Origin of the sequence: Holdemanella sp. MSK.7.32, assembly GCF_024460475.1 — a bacterium.
In the GTDB taxonomy this organism is placed as follows: domain Bacteria; phylum Bacillota_I; class Bacilli_A; order Erysipelotrichales; family Erysipelotrichaceae; genus Holdemanella.
This window is the reverse complement of sequence record NZ_JANFYN010000016.1, coordinates 1-17,480: the sequence shown is the minus strand read 5'-3', so window position 1 is coordinate 17,480 and position 17,480 is coordinate 1. Positions and strand designations below refer to the sequence as shown.

Genomic DNA, 17,480 nt, shown 5'->3' with positions numbered 1-17,480 from the left:
TGCCCTGGATATGGGGGCGTATCTTGCACGGTTTTATGATTTTTCTACACAGAAACAAATTGTTTTAAAAACAATAATCGCAAAAAAAGGAAAAGAAACATTAGGTGTATCGGATCAGGCGCTTGCCTATTTATATAAGGATCTGGATACGATACAAATTCAATATCCTATATCACATGGTCAAATTCTTCATTCAATTGAACCTTTGGTTCAGAAGGGGTTAAACGAACTACATGCCTTTGATGGCTTATTAAGACCGAGTGTGCTTGTGAGTGTTCCTACACAGTTGTCGCAAAGACAACGAGAACTTTGGCAGCAAATGTTTTTGGATTGTGGCGTACGTAAGGTTGAATTTATTTCAAACTTAAATGCTTTACAAGAAGAAGGTTCTTGTTTTTTAGTGCATAGTGGACATTCTTATACGGAAATTCATGTGTGTGCTTATGGTAAGGTGTTTGTGTCAAAGACAATTTATTATGCGGGAGCACAGATTGATGAGCAGATACAAAGGATTGTTTACAACAAGACGGGTTGTTTTATCACAAAAATGGATGCGGCGCATTTGAAGGAAATGGCAAGTCTAGCTTTTTGGCAACAAAAAAACAATTTATTGTTGTGTTATGCCTTTGATTCAAGACAGATTCTTCATCAGATTCAAATTGAGTCAAGTCTATTGTGGCCGGCCTTCGAGATGGTTTCAGCACAGATTTCATTATGGGTAAAACATTGTTTTGATGGCCTTCCTGCTTCTTTACAAGAACATTTTTTGATGCATGGAATTGAATTGAGTGGAGGATTGGCGGATTGTTTTGGACCGTCACAATTCATTTCTAAGAACATATCTTGTCCAGTTCTTTGTACAAAACGAGGACAATACGATATGATAGATGCATTAAAGGGGGTAAAGTCAGCGTGATTGATTATAAAATGATTTTATTACCATTCTTGATTTCAGTGATTCTAACACCGTTGGTGAAGCAATATTCTATTTATTGTGGGGCCTATGCCAAAGAAAATAAGCGTACGGTCCATCATGGAAAGATTTCACGTATTGGTGGTGTAGCGATTTATTTGGCATTCATTATAACGATGGCTATCTTTGTGAAGGCGGATCGTCAGATCAAAGGTTTGGTTATTGGAAGCAGTATTATGTTTTTTACTGGTTTAATTGATGATTTAATCGATATTAAGCCACTGGTTAAACTAACGTTGGAAGTTATTGCGGCTTTGGTGTTGATTTATTTTGGAATTTCAGTAGATATTATTCGTTTGCCTTTGGGCATTCAAATTGATACAGGTATTATTTCGTTTATCTTTACGATTATTTGGGTGGCCGGTATCACAAATGCGGTAAATCTGATTGACGGTCTAGATGGTCTTGCCGGAGGTATGAGTGTTATTGTGCTTGTGGTCATTGGCTCTATCGCTATCATCGAAAGACGGTCGGATTTATTAAGCATTGCCTTTATCTTAGCTTTTGGAACATTGGGTTTCTTAGTTTATAATGCGCATCCAGCTAGTATCTTTATGGGAGATTGTGGATCGTTGTTTTTGGGATTCATGATTTCGGCAATTTCATTGCTTGGATTTAAATCGAGTACGATTTTGACGTTGGCATTGCCTATCTTATTGTTGATGCTGCCAATTATTGATACGTTATCCGCTATTTTGAGACGTACTTTAAAGGGTATGAAATTTATGGAGGCGGACAAGAGTCATATTCATCACTTGTTGATGCGCCAATTTGGACATCGTAATACTGTAATTATCATGTGTGGTTTAACAGCGCTTTTTGGATTGAGTGCTTTTGCGTATATGATCAATCGAAATATCGGCTTTTTAGTTATGGTCATTATATTGTTGGCGGTAGAGATCTTTATTGAGAAATCGGCAATGATTAGTGAAAAATTTCATCCTTTAATTGGTTTGTGGCATCGTATTCAAAGAAAATCGCGAAAAATATTCAAAAAAGTAGGCTAAAATGCCTACTTTTAATATTGTTTTCACATTGGTTTGTTAGAATGGGGTTATGGAACCGAATGAATGGCAAAAGTACAAAAACAAGAAGTCGACGGAGTACACACAGAAAATAACGTCGCAGGCTAGAATTGCTGAAGAACAACTGTTAGAGGGTTTAAATGAAAGTGAGGTTTATGATTATATGCTTTCTAAACTGAATTTTTGTCAGAGGAAACAAATGTATTCGAGTTTAGAAGCTAAGGTGTATGTGAAAGTTGGCGACATATGCTTTACAGATTTTGGATTGGCCTATCTAAGTGAGGTTGGCTATCAGCATTTTGGTTTAGTGTTGGCAATGAAGAATGGGAAAATTTTTGTAGTACCTATGAGTGGGAATAGTAGTGCATATCATAGGGCGTATGATCCTGTATCCCATATGGGAAAGCGTCATTTGATGCGTTTACCAGAAATTGAGGGCTTAAATAAGGCGAGTGTATTATTCTTAAATGATGCGAAATGGATCAATTCGGCGCGTGTGATTGATGTGAAGGCGCATATTGATCCGAATTCTCACTTGTTTGATAAAATAAAAAAATGTGTTATGCAAATGATGCTATAATAGGAACATGTCAAAATGTGTAGTAGCCTGTTCAGGTGGACCTGACAGCATGGCTTTATTAGATCAATTGAATAAACAAGGCAAGGACATTGTCGTTGCACATGTGAATTATAAACATCGCGATACGGCAGATAGGGATGAGAAAATAGTGAAGGAATATTGTAAAAAATATGATATTCCTGTTCGTGTTTTATATCCGGTGCATGAGAAAGGAAATTTTCAGGCGTGGGCAAGAGATGTTCGTTATGCTTTTTTTGAAGAAGTGGCAGATGAATTTGATACGAAATTATTATATGTAGCACATCAGATGGATGATGTGATTGAGACGTATTTGTTTCAGAAAAATCGAAATATGATTTGTGACTGGTATGGCTTAAAAGAAAAGAGTGTAAGGCATGGCTATCAAATCGTTCGGCCTTTACTTAATTTCACAAAGAGTGAATTGCAGCAATACTGCAATGATAATGGCGTTTCTTTTGGAATTGATGAATCGAATTTAACCAATCACTATACGCGTAATGTGATTCGTCATACACAAATCGAAAAGATGGATCGTAATGAAAAGGAAGAATGGATTTTAAAGATTCAAAATGAGAATGATTTTTGGCAAATAAAAAGAGCAGGCATAGAAGATTTTTTAAAGAATTGGAATGGGAATGTAGATTCTTTATTGAATCAAGAAGATGCTTGGCTCTATTTAGATACTTTCTTATTTCAGGCTTTGAGCCATCATTTCTCTAGAAAATACATGGAAGAGTTGTGTGTCCAATTAAAGGGAAATGTGTTGATTGAAATAGAGAATCATTTATTGGAAAGGCATAATGAAAAGTTGTATTTAATGCCAAAACCACAGAATGTGTATTATACATTGAATGAATTGGAGTATAAAGATTATAAAGAATTCTCTATTATGAATCAGGGCCAAACAATTGAGTCTTTTAGTGTGGAGGCATCTGACTTTCCTTTGGTGGTGCGTCATGTTAAAGTGAATGACGTAATTTCGATGCGTTTTGGAAATAAGAATGTGCATCGTTTCTTTGTGGATCGAAAAATCTGCAAGATATACCGAAAATATTGGTTGGTTGTGGAAAATAATGCAGGAAAAGTTATTTTCGTACCCGGCCTTGGATGTGATGTAGAACATTATTCACAAAATCAACAGTTCTATTTTAAAATGAATGGTCTAGATTAAATGTTTATGTTACAATGTGTAAGTAACTTAAGGAGAAAAACACCATATGATAGCTCAAGATATTGAAAAAATTTTATTAAGTGAAGAAGAAATCGAAAACCGTTGTGTGGAACTAGCACATCAAATAGAAGAAGATTATAAGGAATCTGGAGAAACTCCAATCGTAGTTGGGTTGTTAAAGGGAAGTGTTCCTTTTATGGCTGAATTGATCAAGCGTTTTGAATTTCCATGTGAAATAGATTTTATGTCCGTTAGTTCATATGATGGAACAGAATCTATTGGAGATGTTCGTATTTTAAAGGATATGGATCTATCTTGTAAGAATCGTTCTATTTTAGTTGTAGAAGATATTATTGATACAGGTAGAACTTTAGTTGAAGTAAAGAAAATGTTTAAGAATAAAGGTTGTCTAGATGTTCGTTGTGTAACATTGTTAGATAAACCAAGCCGTCGTGTTTGTGAAATTGAAGCGGATTACGTTGGTTTTGAGGTGCCAAATGAATTTGTGGTTGGATACGGATTGGATTACAACCAGAAATATCGTAACTTACCATTTGTTGGTGTTTTAAAACCTGAAATTTATCAGTAGGAGGAAGATTATGAAGAAGTGGTTAAATTATTTACCAACCATCTTCATTTTATCAATTGTATTATCATTAGTTTTTTATAGTTCACAGGGCAGTACTGTACAAATGAATTATACACAATTTGAGAAAATTGTAGATGAAGTTGACTTTAAGAAGAGTTCTATGACAATTAGTTCCACTGTTATTCAGTTGGAAGGTACTTATGAGCAGAACTCAAAGACAATTGGATACAAGGTTATTGTTCCAAGAACAGAAAAGAATATTGAGAAGTTGGAAAAGGATTTGCAACGTAATGGTGGAAAGCTAACAGTAGAAGATCCAAACCAAGGAAGTGTATGGATTTCTATTCTTTCTCAAATCATTCCATTCTTGATTATTGCGGTATTCTTCTACTTCATGTTTTCTAAAATGGGTGGTGGAGGCAATAATAAAGCCTTTGAATTCGCAAAATCGAAAGCTCGTGTTGAATCGAATGTAAAAGTTCGTTTTAAAGATGTTGCGGGTTGTGAAGAAGAAAAAGAAGAAGTAAAAGAAATTATCGATTACTTGCGTTCGCCAAAGAAATTTACAGATATGGGAGCACATATTCCTAAGGGAATCTTGATGGTTGGTCCTCCAGGAACTGGTAAGACTTTATTGGCAAAAGCTGTAGCTGGAGAAGCCAATGTTCCATTCTTCTCGATTTCAGGTTCTGACTTCGTTGAAATGTTTGTCGGAACAGGTGCGAGTCGTGTTCGTGATATGTTTAAAATAGCACAAAAGAGTGCACCATGTATCATTTTTATTGATGAAATCGATGCCGTTGGACGTCAGCGTGGAGCTGGTATGGGTGGCGGAAACGATGAACGTGAACAAACATTGAACCAATTATTGGTTGAAATGGATGGTATGACAGATAATGCTGGAATCGTTGTGATTGCGGCTACAAACCGTCCAGACGTATTGGACCCTGCTTTACTTCGTAGTGGTCGTTTCGATCGTCGTGTTACTGTTAGCTTGCCAGATATTAAGGGGCGTGAAGCTATTTTACAGGTACATGCTCGTAACAAGAAATTGGCGAGTGATGTTTCACTTGCAAACTTGGCAAAACGTACGCCTGGATTCTCTGGTGCAGATTTAGCTAACGTTTTGAATGAAGGTGCTATTTTAGCAGTTCGTAAAAATGAAGCTAAGGTTACAATGACGGATTTAGATGAAGCTATTGACCGTGTTATGATGGGACCTGCGAAAAAGAGCAAAAAATATACAGAAAAAGATAAAATTCTTGTGGCTTACCATGAAGCGGGACATGCCGTTATTGGTTTAAAACTTGAAGATGCAGATATGGTTCAGAAAGTTACAATTATTCCTCGTGGAGATGCGGGTGGATATAACTTGATGACACCTCGTGAAGAGAAATACTTCCATAGAAAATCTGAATTTATTGCGCAGATCACTGGTTTACTTGGTGGTCGTACAGCTGAAGAGATCCAATTTGGTGAAATCAGTGCGGGTGCTGTAAATGATATTGAAAAATTAACAGAAATTGCCAAAAATATGGTTCGTGTATATGGTATGTCTAGTTTAGGGCCTATCCAATATGCGGATCCTCAAGGAAATGTCTTCTTAGGAAGAGATTATACAAAGGGTAGTGATTATTCTGCAGGTGTAGCGGCTGAAATTGATAAAGAAGTTCGTGCGATTGTAGATGAGTGTCATGAAAATTGCCGTAAGATCTTAACTGAAAACAAAGATTTGTTGGATTTGATTGCGAACAATTTGTATGAACATGAAACATTAACAAATGAAGAAATCACAAACTTAATGAATTATGGACAGTTAACAGATCCTAATGTTGAAACAAGTGAAGAAGAGGAAAAGACAGAACAAGAAGTAGTTCAAGTTCCAGAGATTCCAGAGACTCCAACTGGTGTTGATCAAAAGGATTTGGATGATGCGTTCAATGAATTAACTAAGAAAAAAGATTAATTACACATAAAAGCCATCGATTGATGGCTTTTAGTTTGGCTTGAAATGGATACAAGAATTCAGTAGAATGGTGCTTGTGAATTCTATTGTGGAGGATAATTATGAAAGATCAACTATTAAAAGCTCTTGTTTTAAATGAGCATGTTCGTTTATATATTGTGCGTACAACTGACTTAGTACAGGAAGCGCAGAATCGTTTTGATTTACATCCATGTGCTTGTGCAGCTTTAGGAAGAACTTTATCTGTGGCAAGTATGATGGGTGCTATGTTGAAATCAGAAGAAGAAATGTTGTCAATCACAATCAACGGACATGGTCCAATTGGTTCTATTGTGGTAGATGCATATGCGAATGGAAATGTTCGTGGGTTTGTTTCAAATCCCCATGTAGAGGATGTTTTGATTCGCCCAGGAAAATTAAATGTAGGAGCTGTTGTCGGTACAGATGGAACTTTAACAGTTACTAAAGATTTAAGTATGGAAGAAAACTTTTCTGGTTCGGTTGAGTTGCAGAGTGGTGAAATTGGGGATGATTTTGCCTATTACTTCACTTTGTCTGAACAAACACCAACAGCTGTATCATGTGGAGTTTTAATAGGAACAGATGGTCGTGTTGCCAGTGCAGGTGCTATGATTCTACAAATGCTTCCGGATGCGACAGAAACAGACATTTCTATTTGTGAACACGTACTTGAAGGATTGAAACCAATGAGTACATTAATTCAAGAATATGATGATTCAAGTTTAGAAGATTTGGCAAATGACATGTTTGAAGATGCCAAGATTTTAACGACACAACCAGTGGCTTATGATTGTCCTTGTTCAAAAGTACGTATGGCTAGAGCTTTGGGAACTATAAAAAAATCAGATGTTTTAGAGATGGCAGATAAAGAGCATGGTTGTGATGTCACATGTAACTTCTGTAATGAAACATATCATTTCACAGAAGAAGAATTAAGAGCGATTGCGAGTAAGATGCATGATTAAGATTGGAAATGTAGAAATCGAAAATCCGGTTGTGATTGCACCAATGGCAGGTATTAGTAATATCGCATTTCGTAGAATTGCGAAACGCTTTGGAGCTGGTTTAGTTTGTAATGAAATGGTAAGCGATAAAGCTTTATACTATGATTCATTGAAGACGAAACAAATGTGTGCTATTGATGAAAATGAACATCCAGTATCTTTTCAATTATTTGGTCATGATATTGATACGGTTGTATATGCAGCTAAATATTTGGATACGCAAACAGATTGTGACATTATTGACTTTAATATGGGGTGTCCCGTAAACAAGGTTATCAAAGCACAGGCAGGAAGCTTTTTAATGAAGGATATTGATTATGCGAAAGAACTTGTATCGAATATTGTACAAAATGTAAATAAGCCAGTAACTGTAAAGATGCGTTTAGGTTTTGATACGTATCATATTAATTGTGTTGAAATGGCGAAGGCTATGGAAAGTGTGGGCGTTAGTGCTATTGCGGTGCATGGTCGTACACGTAATCAGATGTATGAAGGAAAAGCAGACTGGTCTTATATTAAGCAAGTAAAAGAAGCGGTATCTATTCCTGTTATCGGGAATGGGGATGTCCGTAGTGTAGAAGATTTTCATCGTATGATGAATGAAACAGGATGTGATGCGGTTATGTTAGGTCGTGGAATTGTAGGTAATCCATTCTTGATTCAAGAATGTGTGGATTCAATTACAGGACAGAAACATGAATTTTCAATGGAAGATCGTATTGAAATTTGTATGGATCATGCCAAAGGATTAGCGGATACAAAAGGTGAAAAAGTAGCTATTCGTGAAATGCGAGGATTGGCTAGCTGGTATTTAAAGGGACTTCCTAGTTCAAGAATCTTTAAAAATGAGATGTCACAAATGAACACATTAGAAGATTTAGAAAATATATTACGTCAATTCATGGAGGTGCAGCGTTAGTTGCATCTTTTTTAACGATTGGTAAGCGTTTTCAAAATCTGAAAAATACACTTTAAGTTTCTTGCGTTCCGGTATAAAATATATATACGGAGGTTATATCATTATGGATCAAAGAAAGACAAAAGCCTTTTTTGAAGGGCGTGACATACATGCTTATAATATTTTTGGTGCACACCTAGAAGCTAATGGGGTTCGCTTTAGAGTGTATGCTCCAAACGCAAAGAATATTTCAGTTATTGGTACATTTAATAATTGGGATGATCAAGCGAGTAAAATGAAAAAAGATAAACGTGGGATTTGGGAATGTTTTGTAGAAGGTGCAAAGGATAAGGATTCGTATAAATATCGTGTGTGGCAGGCAAATGGTGAATTGGTAGACAAAATGGATCCATATGCTTTTTATAGTGAATTAAGACCAAATACGGCAAGTATTGTATCAGATTTAAGTTATGATGGATGGACTGACAAAGAATGGCTGAATCAAAGAAATAAGGGTTTTGATTCTCCTGTGAATATTTATGAAATGCATGTTGGTTCATGGAGAAAAGATGATGAAAACGAAGAGTTTGTACAGTATCATGAAATAGAAAAGGAATTGGTTGAACACTGTAAGAAACATCACTTTACACATGTTGAAGTCATGCCGCTATGTGAATACCCGTTTGATGGTTCTTGGGGTTATCAATGTACGGGTTATTTTTCAAGTACTTCTCGTTATGGAACAAATCATGAATTAATGCACTTTGTGAATGCACTTCACGAAGCTGGAATTGGTGTCATCATGGATTTTGTGCCTGTACACTTTGTGAAGGATAATTACGCGTTAGGAATGTTTGATGGTACGCCTTTATATGAATATTCAAAACCGGAAGATGCGAATAGTGAATGGGGAACAGCTAACTTTAACTTATGGAAAGAAGAAGTTCGCTCATTCTTGATGTCTGCAGCCAATTTCTGGATAGATGTTTATCATGTGGATGGTTTAAGAATGGATGCGATCAGTAATGCGATTTTCTGGCATGGAAACAAGAATAATGGTGTGAATGAAGGTGCATGTGATTTCATGAAACGTATGAATTACTTGTTGAATGAGGCGCATCAAGGAAAAATCATGTTGATTGCGGAAGATTCAAGTGATTTTCCTAATGTCACAAAGCCAAGTTATGCGGGTGGTTTAGGATTTGACTATAAGTGGGATCTAGGTTGGATGAATGATACATTATCCTATTTAAAAAGAGATCCAATCTATCGTAAGTGGCATCACCATGACGTTACTTTCTCGATGGCTTATTTCTATTCAGAAAGATTCATCTTACCATTTAGTCATGATGAAGTTGTGCATGGTAAGGCAACCATTGTAGATAAAATGTGGGGAAGCTATGAAGATAAGTTTGCCCAGGCAAGAGCATTATATGTATATATGTTTACGCATCCTGGCAAGAAATTGAATTTCATGGGTAATGAAATTGGTCAATTGCGTGAATGGGATGAACAAAAGAGCTGTGACTGGTTCTTGTTGGATTATCCAATGCACGATGCATTTGAACATTTATGCGAAGATTTAGGTAAGATTTACACAGAAAATGATGCATTCTTTGATCAAGATTATGATCCAAGTCGTTTCTGTTGGATTGATGCAGATAATGTAGGACAAAATACGTTCTCATTTATTCGTAGAGGTTCAAAGAAAGATTTCGTTATTATTATGAATTTCTCAACAAATCCATATGATCACCAACAGTTTGGTGTTCCTTGCAAAGGTAAATATAAAGAAATTTTGAATACAGAGTGGGATAAATACAATGGAAACTTAAAAGGTCATGCACCTCAAGAGGTGCAGGCAATGCGTCTTACAAGACATAATCAGCCATATATGATCGAAGTAAATGTTCCTAGTTTTGGTGCCATGATTTATGAAGTTGAAAAGTGAGATTGATTTCTCACTTTTTTTGGTGAAACTTCTTTTTTTTACGTATAAGAGAGTGTAGAAAAAAGGAGAACAAAAAATGGAAAAATTAGATGTAGAATTTGAACTGTTTCGTAAGCGAGTGTACAACTTGGAGATTCGTAGCTTTTATTTACTTTTATTGAATCGGGGTTGCGACATTAAAACTTTAAAAGCTTTGTTTTCGGATGTGGATAAAAAACTCGCTTTAAAGATGGATGGTATGTTTTATCGTGCTCAATCGGATCGAGTTCAAGAAGTGTTAGAGAAAGTAATCAAACAAGAAAAGACAAATGCGAGGATGGATTGTTTTGAGAAACTATTTGAAAAAGGGATAGATATATTTGAAGTGTTGGAATTGATTGGGATTAGTCAAAAAGACATAGAATTGATCAATGATGCAGCTTATGTGTGGCAATATAAGCGTTTGTGAAATAATTGACTTTTTGTAGGGGGTGTATTGTGACAAAAAGTTTGTTATAATGTATGCGCAAAAAGGAGATAGCGTAAATATTATGGAAAACAAGGAACTTGCATTGCACGCAAAAAATATTCGTAGAAATATAGTGAAAGAAGTGTATAGTGCCCAAAGTGGACACCCGGGTGGAAGTTTAGGTGCAACTGACATTTTAACAGAGTTATACTTTGAAGAAATGGATATTAATGAGGAAAACTTAAATACATTGGATCGTGATCGTTTTGTATTAAGTAAGGGACATGCAAGTCCAGCTTTATATGCAGTACTTGCTGAAAAGGGATTCCTTCCTGAAGAAGAATTGACAACTTTCAGAGCTATTAATTCACGTTTACAAGGACACCCTAACATGAATTATGTAGAAGGTGTAGATATGTCTACAGGATCTTTAGGACAAGGTATTTCTTGTGCTGTAGGTATGGCATTAGCCAATAAATTAGATAAAAACGATCATCGTATCTATACTGTACTTGGAGATGGTGAATGCCAAGAAGGACAAGTATGGGAAGCTACAATGTCAGCGGCTCATTATAAATTAGATAATTTATGTATTATTGTTGACAATAATAACCTTCAAATTGATGGTCACGTAGATGAAGTTATGAGTGTGTATCCTTTGGATAAAAAATTCGAAGCTTTCAATTGCCACGTAATTAATGTAGATGGTCATGATTATGATCAATTGCGTGCAGCATTAAAAGAAGCTCGTGAAACAAAGGGAATGCCAACTGTAATTGTTGCGAAGACAATTAAAGGAAAAGGTGTTTCATTTATGGAAGATCAACAAGGATGGCATGGAGTAGCACCAAATGAAGAACAATACCATGCTGCAATGAAAGAATTGGAGGCAGAATAATGGCAAAAGTAGCTACACGTGTCGCTTATGGTGATGCTTTAAAAGAATTAATGGTTGAAAATAAAAATGTCGTTGTATTAGATGCTGACTTAGCGGGTAGTACAAAGAGTGGAGAAGCTAAAAAGGTAGACCCTTCTCGTCACTTTGATATGGGAATTGCCGAAGGAAATATGATGAGTGTTGCGGCAGGTCTTGCGGCTAGTGGAAAGATTGCGTATGCATCTACTTTCGCAATGTTTGCGACTGGACGTGGATTTGAACAAATTCGTAACAGTATCGGATATCCACAATTAAACGTTAAAATCTGTGCATCTCATGCAGGAATTAGTGTTGGAGAAGATGGTGCAAGTCACCAATGTATTGAAGATGTTAGTTTAATGCGTGGTATTCCAGGTATGAAAGTTATCGTTCCATGTGACTATAATGAAGCTAAACAAGCATGTAAAGCTGTAGCTGAAATTGACGGGCCTTGCTACGTTCGTTTAGGTCGTAGTGGTGTTGAAAGCGTAAATGGCGATGACTATAAATTTGAACTAGGAAAAGGTGTTGTCCTTCAAAAAGGTGAAAAAGTAGCTTTAGTTGCGACTGGATTGATGGTTCAAGAAGCATTAGAGGCTGCTAAGAGAATAGAAACAGCTCCAACTGTAGTAAATATCCATACAATTAAACCAATTGATAAAGAATTGATCATTGAACTAGCAAAAACTCACGATACAATCGTGACTTGTGAAGAACACTCTATTATTGGTGGTTTAGGAAGTGCTGTGGCAGAAGTTTTAGCTGAAGCAGGAACAGCATGTAAACTTGTTCGTGTTGGTGTTCAAGATGTATTTGGTGAAAGTGGAAAACCAGCTGAATTATTCGCAAAATACAAAATTGATGCAGATGCGATTGTAGAAGCTGCTACAAAGTAGTATGGCACACTATTTCACAAATGATATTGTAAAAGATGCACCAGAAGAAATTACGATACATTTCCGTGATTTTACATATAAGTTAAATTCGAATGCTGGAGTTTTCAGTAAAGATAAATTGGATGAAGGTACGCGTATTCTTTTAGAAACGGTACTCGACAATGAATCTGAACCAGAAAGCACATTGGATCTAGGTTGTGGAATTGGTCCGATTGCCTTGATTTTAATGGAGTATTGGAAGCATACCGCAATGACAATGATTGATGTAAATCAAAGAGCTTGTCAGCTGGCAGATTCAAACATGAAAAAATATCGTCGTAAGGCAAAGATATTATGTCAGTCAGGTGTGAATGAAGGCCAGTATGCCTGTATTCTTTTGAATCCACCGATTCGTACGGGAAAGGCAATGATTTATTCATTGTTTGATCAGTGTTTAGAACATTTAAAGGAAGATGGTCATTTCTGGATTGTAATGCGCAAGCAGCATGGTGCACAAAGTGCAATCAATTATTTACAAGAAAAAGGCTATGAAGTAGAAAAAATGGCTCGTGATAAGGGCTATTGGGTCATGAAAATATCAAAATCAGGTTAACCCTGCTTTTCTTGTGTTTTTACAGATAATTCCTTAAATTCTTTTGGTGACATACCAAATTCTTTTTTAAAGGCACGGAAGAAACTCGTATAGTCTTTAAAACCATATAATATACAGATTTCTGTTAAATTTGTATGATACGATATAGCGTCTTTGCATAAGCGAAGACGTTTTTTTGTGATGAATTGATGTACAGAAATACCAAGATTTGCTTTAAATACATGTGAAATATGGTATTTACTGACATAGAATATTTCAGACAGATGGTCAAGCGTCAAATCTTCATCGATATGGTCTTCAATGTACAATAAGATATTTTCATAGAGGGCATTCTCTTCGTATTTTTTATTTTTTTGTTCCATTTCATAAATGGAGCGATTAAAGTGAAAAACAAGATCTTTTAAACATAACTGGACCTTAGTTTGTTTACCAAAACGGTTGGCATGCATTTCTTCAATCAGTCTAAAGATTTTGGATTGTAAGGTGTTAAAACCAATAATGTCATAATGATATAAATATTGTTTTGTGGTATGAACACGCTGAATTAAATAAACATAATCACTCGAGATGTTAAATAGTTTATTACAATAATCTTGGGAAATCCAGAATACGAAACGACGATATGGAATACTATTGTCTAAAAGCTTTGCGTAGTGCTTTGTGTTGGGTGGAATGATCAATACATCGCCTGGCACTAAAGGATGAGAGACACCCTCAATATCCATAGATATGTGTCCTTCTAAAAAAATGTAAAATTCATAGTAATTATGAGTGTGAGGATTGACATTGGCATAGTGAAAATCCTGACTTGTATCCTCATAATAATAGATTTCAAAGTCAGGTTCTAACATTTTTTGTCGCGTACTAAATGTTGTTTGTAGGTTCTTTTTCATAATTTTTATTTTATGTGAAAACCGCAACTTTTGCAATGCTTATAACAATTAATGAAATTCCAAATTGAAACCGCTTTACCTATAATATAGTTGCCAAAACAAATACAAATCTTAGAAAGTGAGGACATTTTATGGAAATGACATTAAGATGGTATGGTTCAAAATTTGATACTGTCACATTAAAACAAATTCGACAAATCCCAGGAGTGACTGGAGTTATTACTACTTTATATGATACGGAGCCAGGTGAAGTTTGGAGTCGCGAAAGAATTCGTGCAATGAAAGACGAAGTAGAAGCTGCAGGCCTTCATGTTGCTGGAATTGAAAGTGTAAATATTCATGATGCGATCAAAACAGGTGCACCAGAAAGAGAACAATATATTGCAAATTACATTGAAACATTGGAAAACTTAGGGAAAGAAGATATCCACATGGTTTGTTACAACTTTATGCCTGTATTTGACTGGACACGTACAGAATTAGCTCGTGTAAGACCAGATGGTTCTACTGTACTAGCTTATACACAAGAAGCGGTTGATGCCTTAGATCCAGAAAAAATGTTTGAATCTATTTCTGGAGATATGAATGGTTCAATCATGCCAGGTTGGGAACCAGAACGTATGGCACATGTTAAAGAGTTATTTGAAATGTATAAAGATGTAGATGATGAAAAATTATTTGCAAACTTAAAATATTTCTTAGAAAAAATTATGCCTGTATGTGATAAATACGATATCAACATGGCTATTCACCCAGATGATCCAGCATGGAGCGTATTTGGACTTCCACGTATTATCATCAACAAAGAAAATATCTTGCGTATGATGAAAATGGTAGACAATCCTCATAATGGTGTTACTTTCTGTTCAGGATCTTATGGAACTAATTTAGCAAATGATTTACCGGATATGATTCGTTCATTAAAGGGAAGAATTCACTTTGCACATGTTCGTAACTTGAAATTCATTACACCAACAAACTTCGAAGAAGCTGCTCACTTATCAAGTGATGGTACATTTGATATGTATGAAATAATGAAAGCTCTATATGACATTGGATTTGATGGACCAATCCGTCCAGACCACGGCCGTATGATTTGGGATGAAGTGGCAATGCCAGGATATGGTTTATATGACCGTGCCTTAGGAGCCACTTACTTAAATGGATTGTGGGAAGCCATTGATAAAGCTACAAAGCGAGGTATCTAATTATGAAATTAACTTTGGAAGGTATTCAAAATCGAAAACAATGGGAAGAAAAGGGATATTCTTTACCTCAATATGATATTGCTGAAATGAGAAAAGCTACAAAGGAAAATCCTTTCTGGATCCACTTTGGAGCTGGCAACTTATTCCGTGCATTCCATGCGAATGTGGTTCAAAATATGTTGAATAATAAAGATTTAGATCGAGGCTTGATCGTTGCCGAAGGTTTCGATTATGAAATCATTGAAAAAATGTATGTGCCACACGATAACTTAGGTATCGTAGCCACATTAAAAGCCGATGGTACAATTGATAAAACCGTTGTTGCCAGTGTTGCAGAATCTTTACCTTTAGATTCAAATAATGAAAGTGCTTATGCAAGATTAAAAGAAATCTTCACAAATAAATCTCTACAGATGGCAACATTTACAATCACAGAAAAAGGATACAGCCTAGTAAATGGAAAAGGTGAACAACTTCCAGATATCACAGCAGACTTTGTGAATGGACCAGAAAAACCAGCTAGTTATATGGGTAAAGTGACATCTTTATTGTATGCTCGCTTTAAAGCGGGAGAACTTCCAATTGCGATGGTAAGTACAGATAACTGTTCTCATAATGGAGATAAGTTATATGCGGCTATCCTTGCGTTTGCCAAAGCTTGGGCAGAAAATGGTAAAGCCGAAAAAGAATTTGTCGAATATATTGATTCAAATAAAGTGTCATTTACTTGGAGTATGATTGATAAGATTACACCTCGTCCAGATGCATCTGTTGAAAAAATCTTGTTGAACGATGGCGTAGAAGAATTAGATCCAGTTATTACTTCTAAAAACACATATGTAGCACCTTTCGTAAATGCAGAAGAAACAGAATACTTAGTTATTGAAGACGATTTCCCAAATGGACGTTTAGATTTAACTAAGGGTGGGTTGATGTTTACAGACCGTGATACAGTAGACAAAGTAGAAAAAATGAAGGTTTGTACTTGTTTAAATCCATTACACACTTGTCTAGCCATCTTTGGATGTGTATTGGGATACAATAAGATTTCAGATGAAATGAAAGATGAAGAATTAGTAAAATTAGTTGAAACTGTCGGATATAAAGAAGGTTTACCAGTTGTAGTAAATCCTGGCATTTTGGATCCAAAAGAATTTATTGATACAGTATTAAAAGTACGTGTTCCAAATCCATTTATGCCAGATACGCCACAACGTATTGCCACAGATACTTCTCAAAAATTAGCAATTCGTTTTGGGGAAACAATTAAAGCGTATGCGAGTGCTGACAATCGCAATGTAGCCGATTTGAAATTAATTCCATTAGTGTTTGCCGGATGGTTACGTTATTTAATGGCAGTGGATGATGCAGGAAATGCGTTTGAATTAAGTCCAGATCCATTATTGGATACAGTTTGTCCTTATGTTGAAGGATTTAAATTAGGTGAAACTAAAGATGTAGCCGAAATTGAAGCCACATTAAAACCAGTTCTAGAAAATGACAAAATTTTTGGTGTGAACCTATATGAAGTCGATATGGCAGAAAAAGTATGTGGATACTTTAATGAAATGTTGGCAGGCGTAGGTAGTGTACGCGCAACATTAAAGAAGTATCTATAAGAGAGGTTTAAAATGAATACGATTAGTAAAAAAATTCAAGAAATGGGTGTTGTACCTGTTGTTGTTTTGAATGACGCAAAAGATGCTAAACCATTAGCTCAAGCTTTATGCGAAGGCGGCCTTCCTTGTGCAGAAGTTACATTTAGAACAGAAGCTGCTGAAGAATCCATTCGATTGATGACAGAATGCTATCCAGATATGTTTGTAGGTGCTGGTACAGTATTGACAACAGAACAAGTAGATCGTGCAGTAAATGCAGGCGCAAAATTTATTGTAAGCCCTGGATTTGATCCAGAAATCGTAGATTACTGTTTAGAAAAGAATATTCCAATTTATCCGGGATGCATTACACCTAGTGAAGTTGCTCAAGCTGTGAAAAGAGGATTGGAAGTTGTGAAATTCTTCCCAGCTGAACAATTTGGTGGTGTATCCACAATCAAAGCTCTTGCTGCCCCTTACGTAGGCGTGAAATTTATGCCTACTGGTGGAGTGAATGCCAAGAATTTAGATAGTTATTTATCTTGTGACAAAATCGTTGCGTGCGGTGGAAGCTGGATGGTGAAAGGTGATCTTGTTGCAGAAGGTAAATTTGATGAAATTAAATCTTTAGTAGAAGAAGCTGTTGAATTAGTAGCTAAAATAAGGGGTAAATAAATGAAACAAAAAGTAGTCACTTTTGGAGAGATTATGTTACGTCTAGCACCCGAAG

Annotated in this window: 17 protein-coding genes; 16 read left to right on the top strand and 1 reads right to left on the bottom strand. The window is 35.9% G+C overall.

Annotation, left to right across the window (positions count from 1 at the left end; all coding sequences use genetic code 11):
* Nucleotides 1-10 precede the first annotated feature (10 nt).
* The 13 genes from NE544_RS05350 (at nucleotide 11) to NE544_RS05290 (ending at nucleotide 13,051) form a co-directional block, all read left to right on the top strand.
* Complete coding sequence (locus NE544_RS05350) at nucleotides 11-916, top strand: rod shape-determining protein (RefSeq protein ID WP_256268611.1); 906 nt, start codon at nucleotides 11-13, stop codon at nucleotides 914-916.
* Entirely contained in the window at nucleotides 913-1,980 is a 1,068-nt protein-coding gene (locus NE544_RS05345; protein WP_227992039.1) for an MraY family glycosyltransferase, read from the top strand. The genes NE544_RS05350 and NE544_RS05345 overlap by 4 nt, the downstream gene beginning before the upstream one ends.
* Nucleotides 1,981-2,029: 49 nt before the next feature.
* Nucleotides 2,030-2,578: a hypothetical protein gene (locus NE544_RS05340; protein WP_117571751.1), complete on the top strand. Its 549-nt coding sequence runs from the start codon at nucleotides 2,030-2,032 to the stop codon at nucleotides 2,576-2,578.
* Nucleotides 2,579-2,585: 7 nt separating this feature from the next.
* The gene (gene tilS, locus NE544_RS05335; RefSeq protein ID WP_256268610.1) at nucleotides 2,586-3,770 is read left to right on the top strand and encodes a tRNA lysidine(34) synthetase TilS; all 1,185 of its coding nucleotides are present in this window, start codon (nucleotides 2,586-2,588) and stop codon (nucleotides 3,768-3,770) included.
* A 46-nt stretch (nucleotides 3,771-3,816) separates the two neighbouring features.
* A complete protein-coding gene (gene hpt, locus NE544_RS05330; protein WP_186999065.1) occupies nucleotides 3,817-4,359 on the top strand; it encodes a hypoxanthine phosphoribosyltransferase in 543 nt (180 codons plus the stop codon).
* A 10-nt stretch (nucleotides 4,360-4,369) separates the two neighbouring features.
* The gene (ftsH, locus tag NE544_RS05325; protein WP_256268609.1) at nucleotides 4,370-6,325 is read left to right on the top strand and encodes an ATP-dependent zinc metalloprotease FtsH; all 1,956 of its coding nucleotides are present in this window, start codon (nucleotides 4,370-4,372) and stop codon (nucleotides 6,323-6,325) included.
* A gap of 101 nt (nucleotides 6,326-6,426) precedes the next feature.
* Complete coding sequence (gene hslO, locus NE544_RS05320) at nucleotides 6,427-7,311, top strand: Hsp33 family molecular chaperone HslO (protein WP_118114757.1); 885 nt, start codon at nucleotides 6,427-6,429, stop codon at nucleotides 7,309-7,311.
* On the top strand, nucleotides 7,304-8,269 hold the full coding sequence (gene dusB, locus NE544_RS05315) for a tRNA dihydrouridine synthase DusB (RefSeq protein ID WP_256268608.1): 966 nt from the start codon (nucleotides 7,304-7,306) through the stop codon (nucleotides 8,267-8,269). Before hslO ends, dusB begins: the two co-directional genes overlap by 8 nt.
* A gap of 103 nt (nucleotides 8,270-8,372) precedes the next feature.
* Entirely contained in the window at nucleotides 8,373-10,199 is a 1,827-nt protein-coding gene (gene glgB / locus NE544_RS05310; RefSeq protein ID WP_118114759.1) for a 1,4-alpha-glucan branching protein GlgB, read from the top strand.
* 76 nt (nucleotides 10,200-10,275) lie between these two features.
* Nucleotides 10,276-10,647: a hypothetical protein gene (locus tag NE544_RS05305; RefSeq protein ID WP_256268607.1), complete on the top strand. Its 372-nt coding sequence runs from the start codon at nucleotides 10,276-10,278 to the stop codon at nucleotides 10,645-10,647.
* Nucleotides 10,648-10,696: 49 nt separating this feature from the next.
* Complete coding sequence (locus NE544_RS05300) at nucleotides 10,697-11,545, top strand: transketolase (protein ID WP_256268606.1); 849 nt, start codon at nucleotides 10,697-10,699, stop codon at nucleotides 11,543-11,545.
* Nucleotides 11,545-12,459 (top strand): transketolase family protein, encoded by a 915-nt coding sequence (locus NE544_RS05295; protein WP_256268605.1) that lies wholly within the window; start codon nucleotides 11,545-11,547, stop codon nucleotides 12,457-12,459. Before NE544_RS05300 ends, NE544_RS05295 begins: the two co-directional genes overlap by 1 nt.
* A gap of 1 nt (nucleotide 12,460) precedes the next feature.
* Nucleotides 12,461-13,051, top strand: a complete 591-nt coding sequence (locus NE544_RS05290) for a class I SAM-dependent methyltransferase (protein WP_256268604.1) — start codon at nucleotides 12,461-12,463, stop codon at nucleotides 13,049-13,051.
* On the opposite strand, the gene NE544_RS05285 is transcribed toward NE544_RS05290, so the two are convergent.
* Nucleotides 13,048-13,944, bottom strand: coding sequence for an AraC family transcriptional regulator (locus NE544_RS05285; RefSeq protein ID WP_256268602.1), 897 nt, complete (start codon nucleotides 13,942-13,944; stop codon nucleotides 13,048-13,050). The genes NE544_RS05290 and NE544_RS05285 overlap by 4 nt on opposite strands.
* A 131-nt stretch (nucleotides 13,945-14,075) precedes the next feature.
* Here NE544_RS05285 and uxuA point away from each other — a divergent pair, with 131 nt between their 5' ends.
* The 3 genes from uxuA to NE544_RS05270 are packed head-to-tail and all read left to right on the top strand — an operon-like array spanning nucleotide 14,076 to nucleotide 17,425.
* Nucleotides 14,076-15,152, top strand: a complete 1,077-nt coding sequence (gene uxuA, locus NE544_RS05280; RefSeq protein WP_256268601.1) for a mannonate dehydratase — start codon at nucleotides 14,076-14,078, stop codon at nucleotides 15,150-15,152.
* A gap of 2 nt (nucleotides 15,153-15,154) precedes the next feature.
* The gene (locus tag NE544_RS05275; RefSeq protein ID WP_256268600.1) at nucleotides 15,155-16,771 is read left to right on the top strand and encodes a mannitol dehydrogenase family protein; all 1,617 of its coding nucleotides are present in this window, start codon (nucleotides 15,155-15,157) and stop codon (nucleotides 16,769-16,771) included.
* 12 nt (nucleotides 16,772-16,783) lie between these two features.
* Entirely contained in the window at nucleotides 16,784-17,425 is a 642-nt protein-coding gene (locus NE544_RS05270) for a bifunctional 4-hydroxy-2-oxoglutarate aldolase/2-dehydro-3-deoxy-phosphogluconate aldolase (RefSeq protein WP_118114765.1), read from the top strand.
* Nucleotides 17,426-17,480 lie beyond the last annotated feature (55 nt).

Coding starts and splice junctions, on each gene's coding strand:
- dusB (WP_256268608.1), top strand. CDS start 7,304: ATGATTAAGATTGGAAATGTAGAAATCGAAAATCCGGTTGTGATTGCA.
- ftsH (WP_256268609.1), top strand. CDS start 4,370: ATGAAGAAGTGGTTAAATTATTTACCAACCATCTTCATTTTATCAATT.
- NE544_RS05350 (WP_256268611.1), top strand. CDS start 11: ATGGGGGCGTATCTTGCACGGTTTTATGATTTTTCTACACAGAAACAA.
- NE544_RS05305 (WP_256268607.1), top strand. CDS start 10,276: ATGGAAAAATTAGATGTAGAATTTGAACTGTTTCGTAAGCGAGTGTAC.
- uxuA (WP_256268601.1), top strand. CDS start 14,076: ATGGAAATGACATTAAGATGGTATGGTTCAAAATTTGATACTGTCACA.
- NE544_RS05300 (WP_256268606.1), top strand. CDS start 10,697: ATGTATGCGCAAAAAGGAGATAGCGTAAATATTATGGAAAACAAGGAA.
- hslO (WP_118114757.1), top strand. CDS start 6,427: ATGAAAGATCAACTATTAAAAGCTCTTGTTTTAAATGAGCATGTTCGT.
- NE544_RS05290 (WP_256268604.1), top strand. CDS start 12,461: ATGGCACACTATTTCACAAATGATATTGTAAAAGATGCACCAGAAGAA.
- NE544_RS05270 (WP_118114765.1), top strand. CDS start 16,784: ATGAATACGATTAGTAAAAAAATTCAAGAAATGGGTGTTGTACCTGTT.
- NE544_RS05295 (WP_256268605.1), top strand. CDS start 11,545: ATGGCAAAAGTAGCTACACGTGTCGCTTATGGTGATGCTTTAAAAGAA.
- NE544_RS05275 (WP_256268600.1), top strand. CDS start 15,155: ATGAAATTAACTTTGGAAGGTATTCAAAATCGAAAACAATGGGAAGAA.
- hpt (WP_186999065.1), top strand. CDS start 3,817: ATGATAGCTCAAGATATTGAAAAAATTTTATTAAGTGAAGAAGAAATC.
- tilS (WP_256268610.1), top strand. CDS start 2,586: ATGTCAAAATGTGTAGTAGCCTGTTCAGGTGGACCTGACAGCATGGCT.
- NE544_RS05340 (WP_117571751.1), top strand. CDS start 2,030: ATGGAACCGAATGAATGGCAAAAGTACAAAAACAAGAAGTCGACGGAG.
- glgB (WP_118114759.1), top strand. CDS start 8,373: ATGGATCAAAGAAAGACAAAAGCCTTTTTTGAAGGGCGTGACATACAT.
- NE544_RS05285 (WP_256268602.1), bottom strand. CDS start 13,944: ATGAAAAAGAACCTACAAACAACATTTAGTACGCGACAAAAAATGTTA.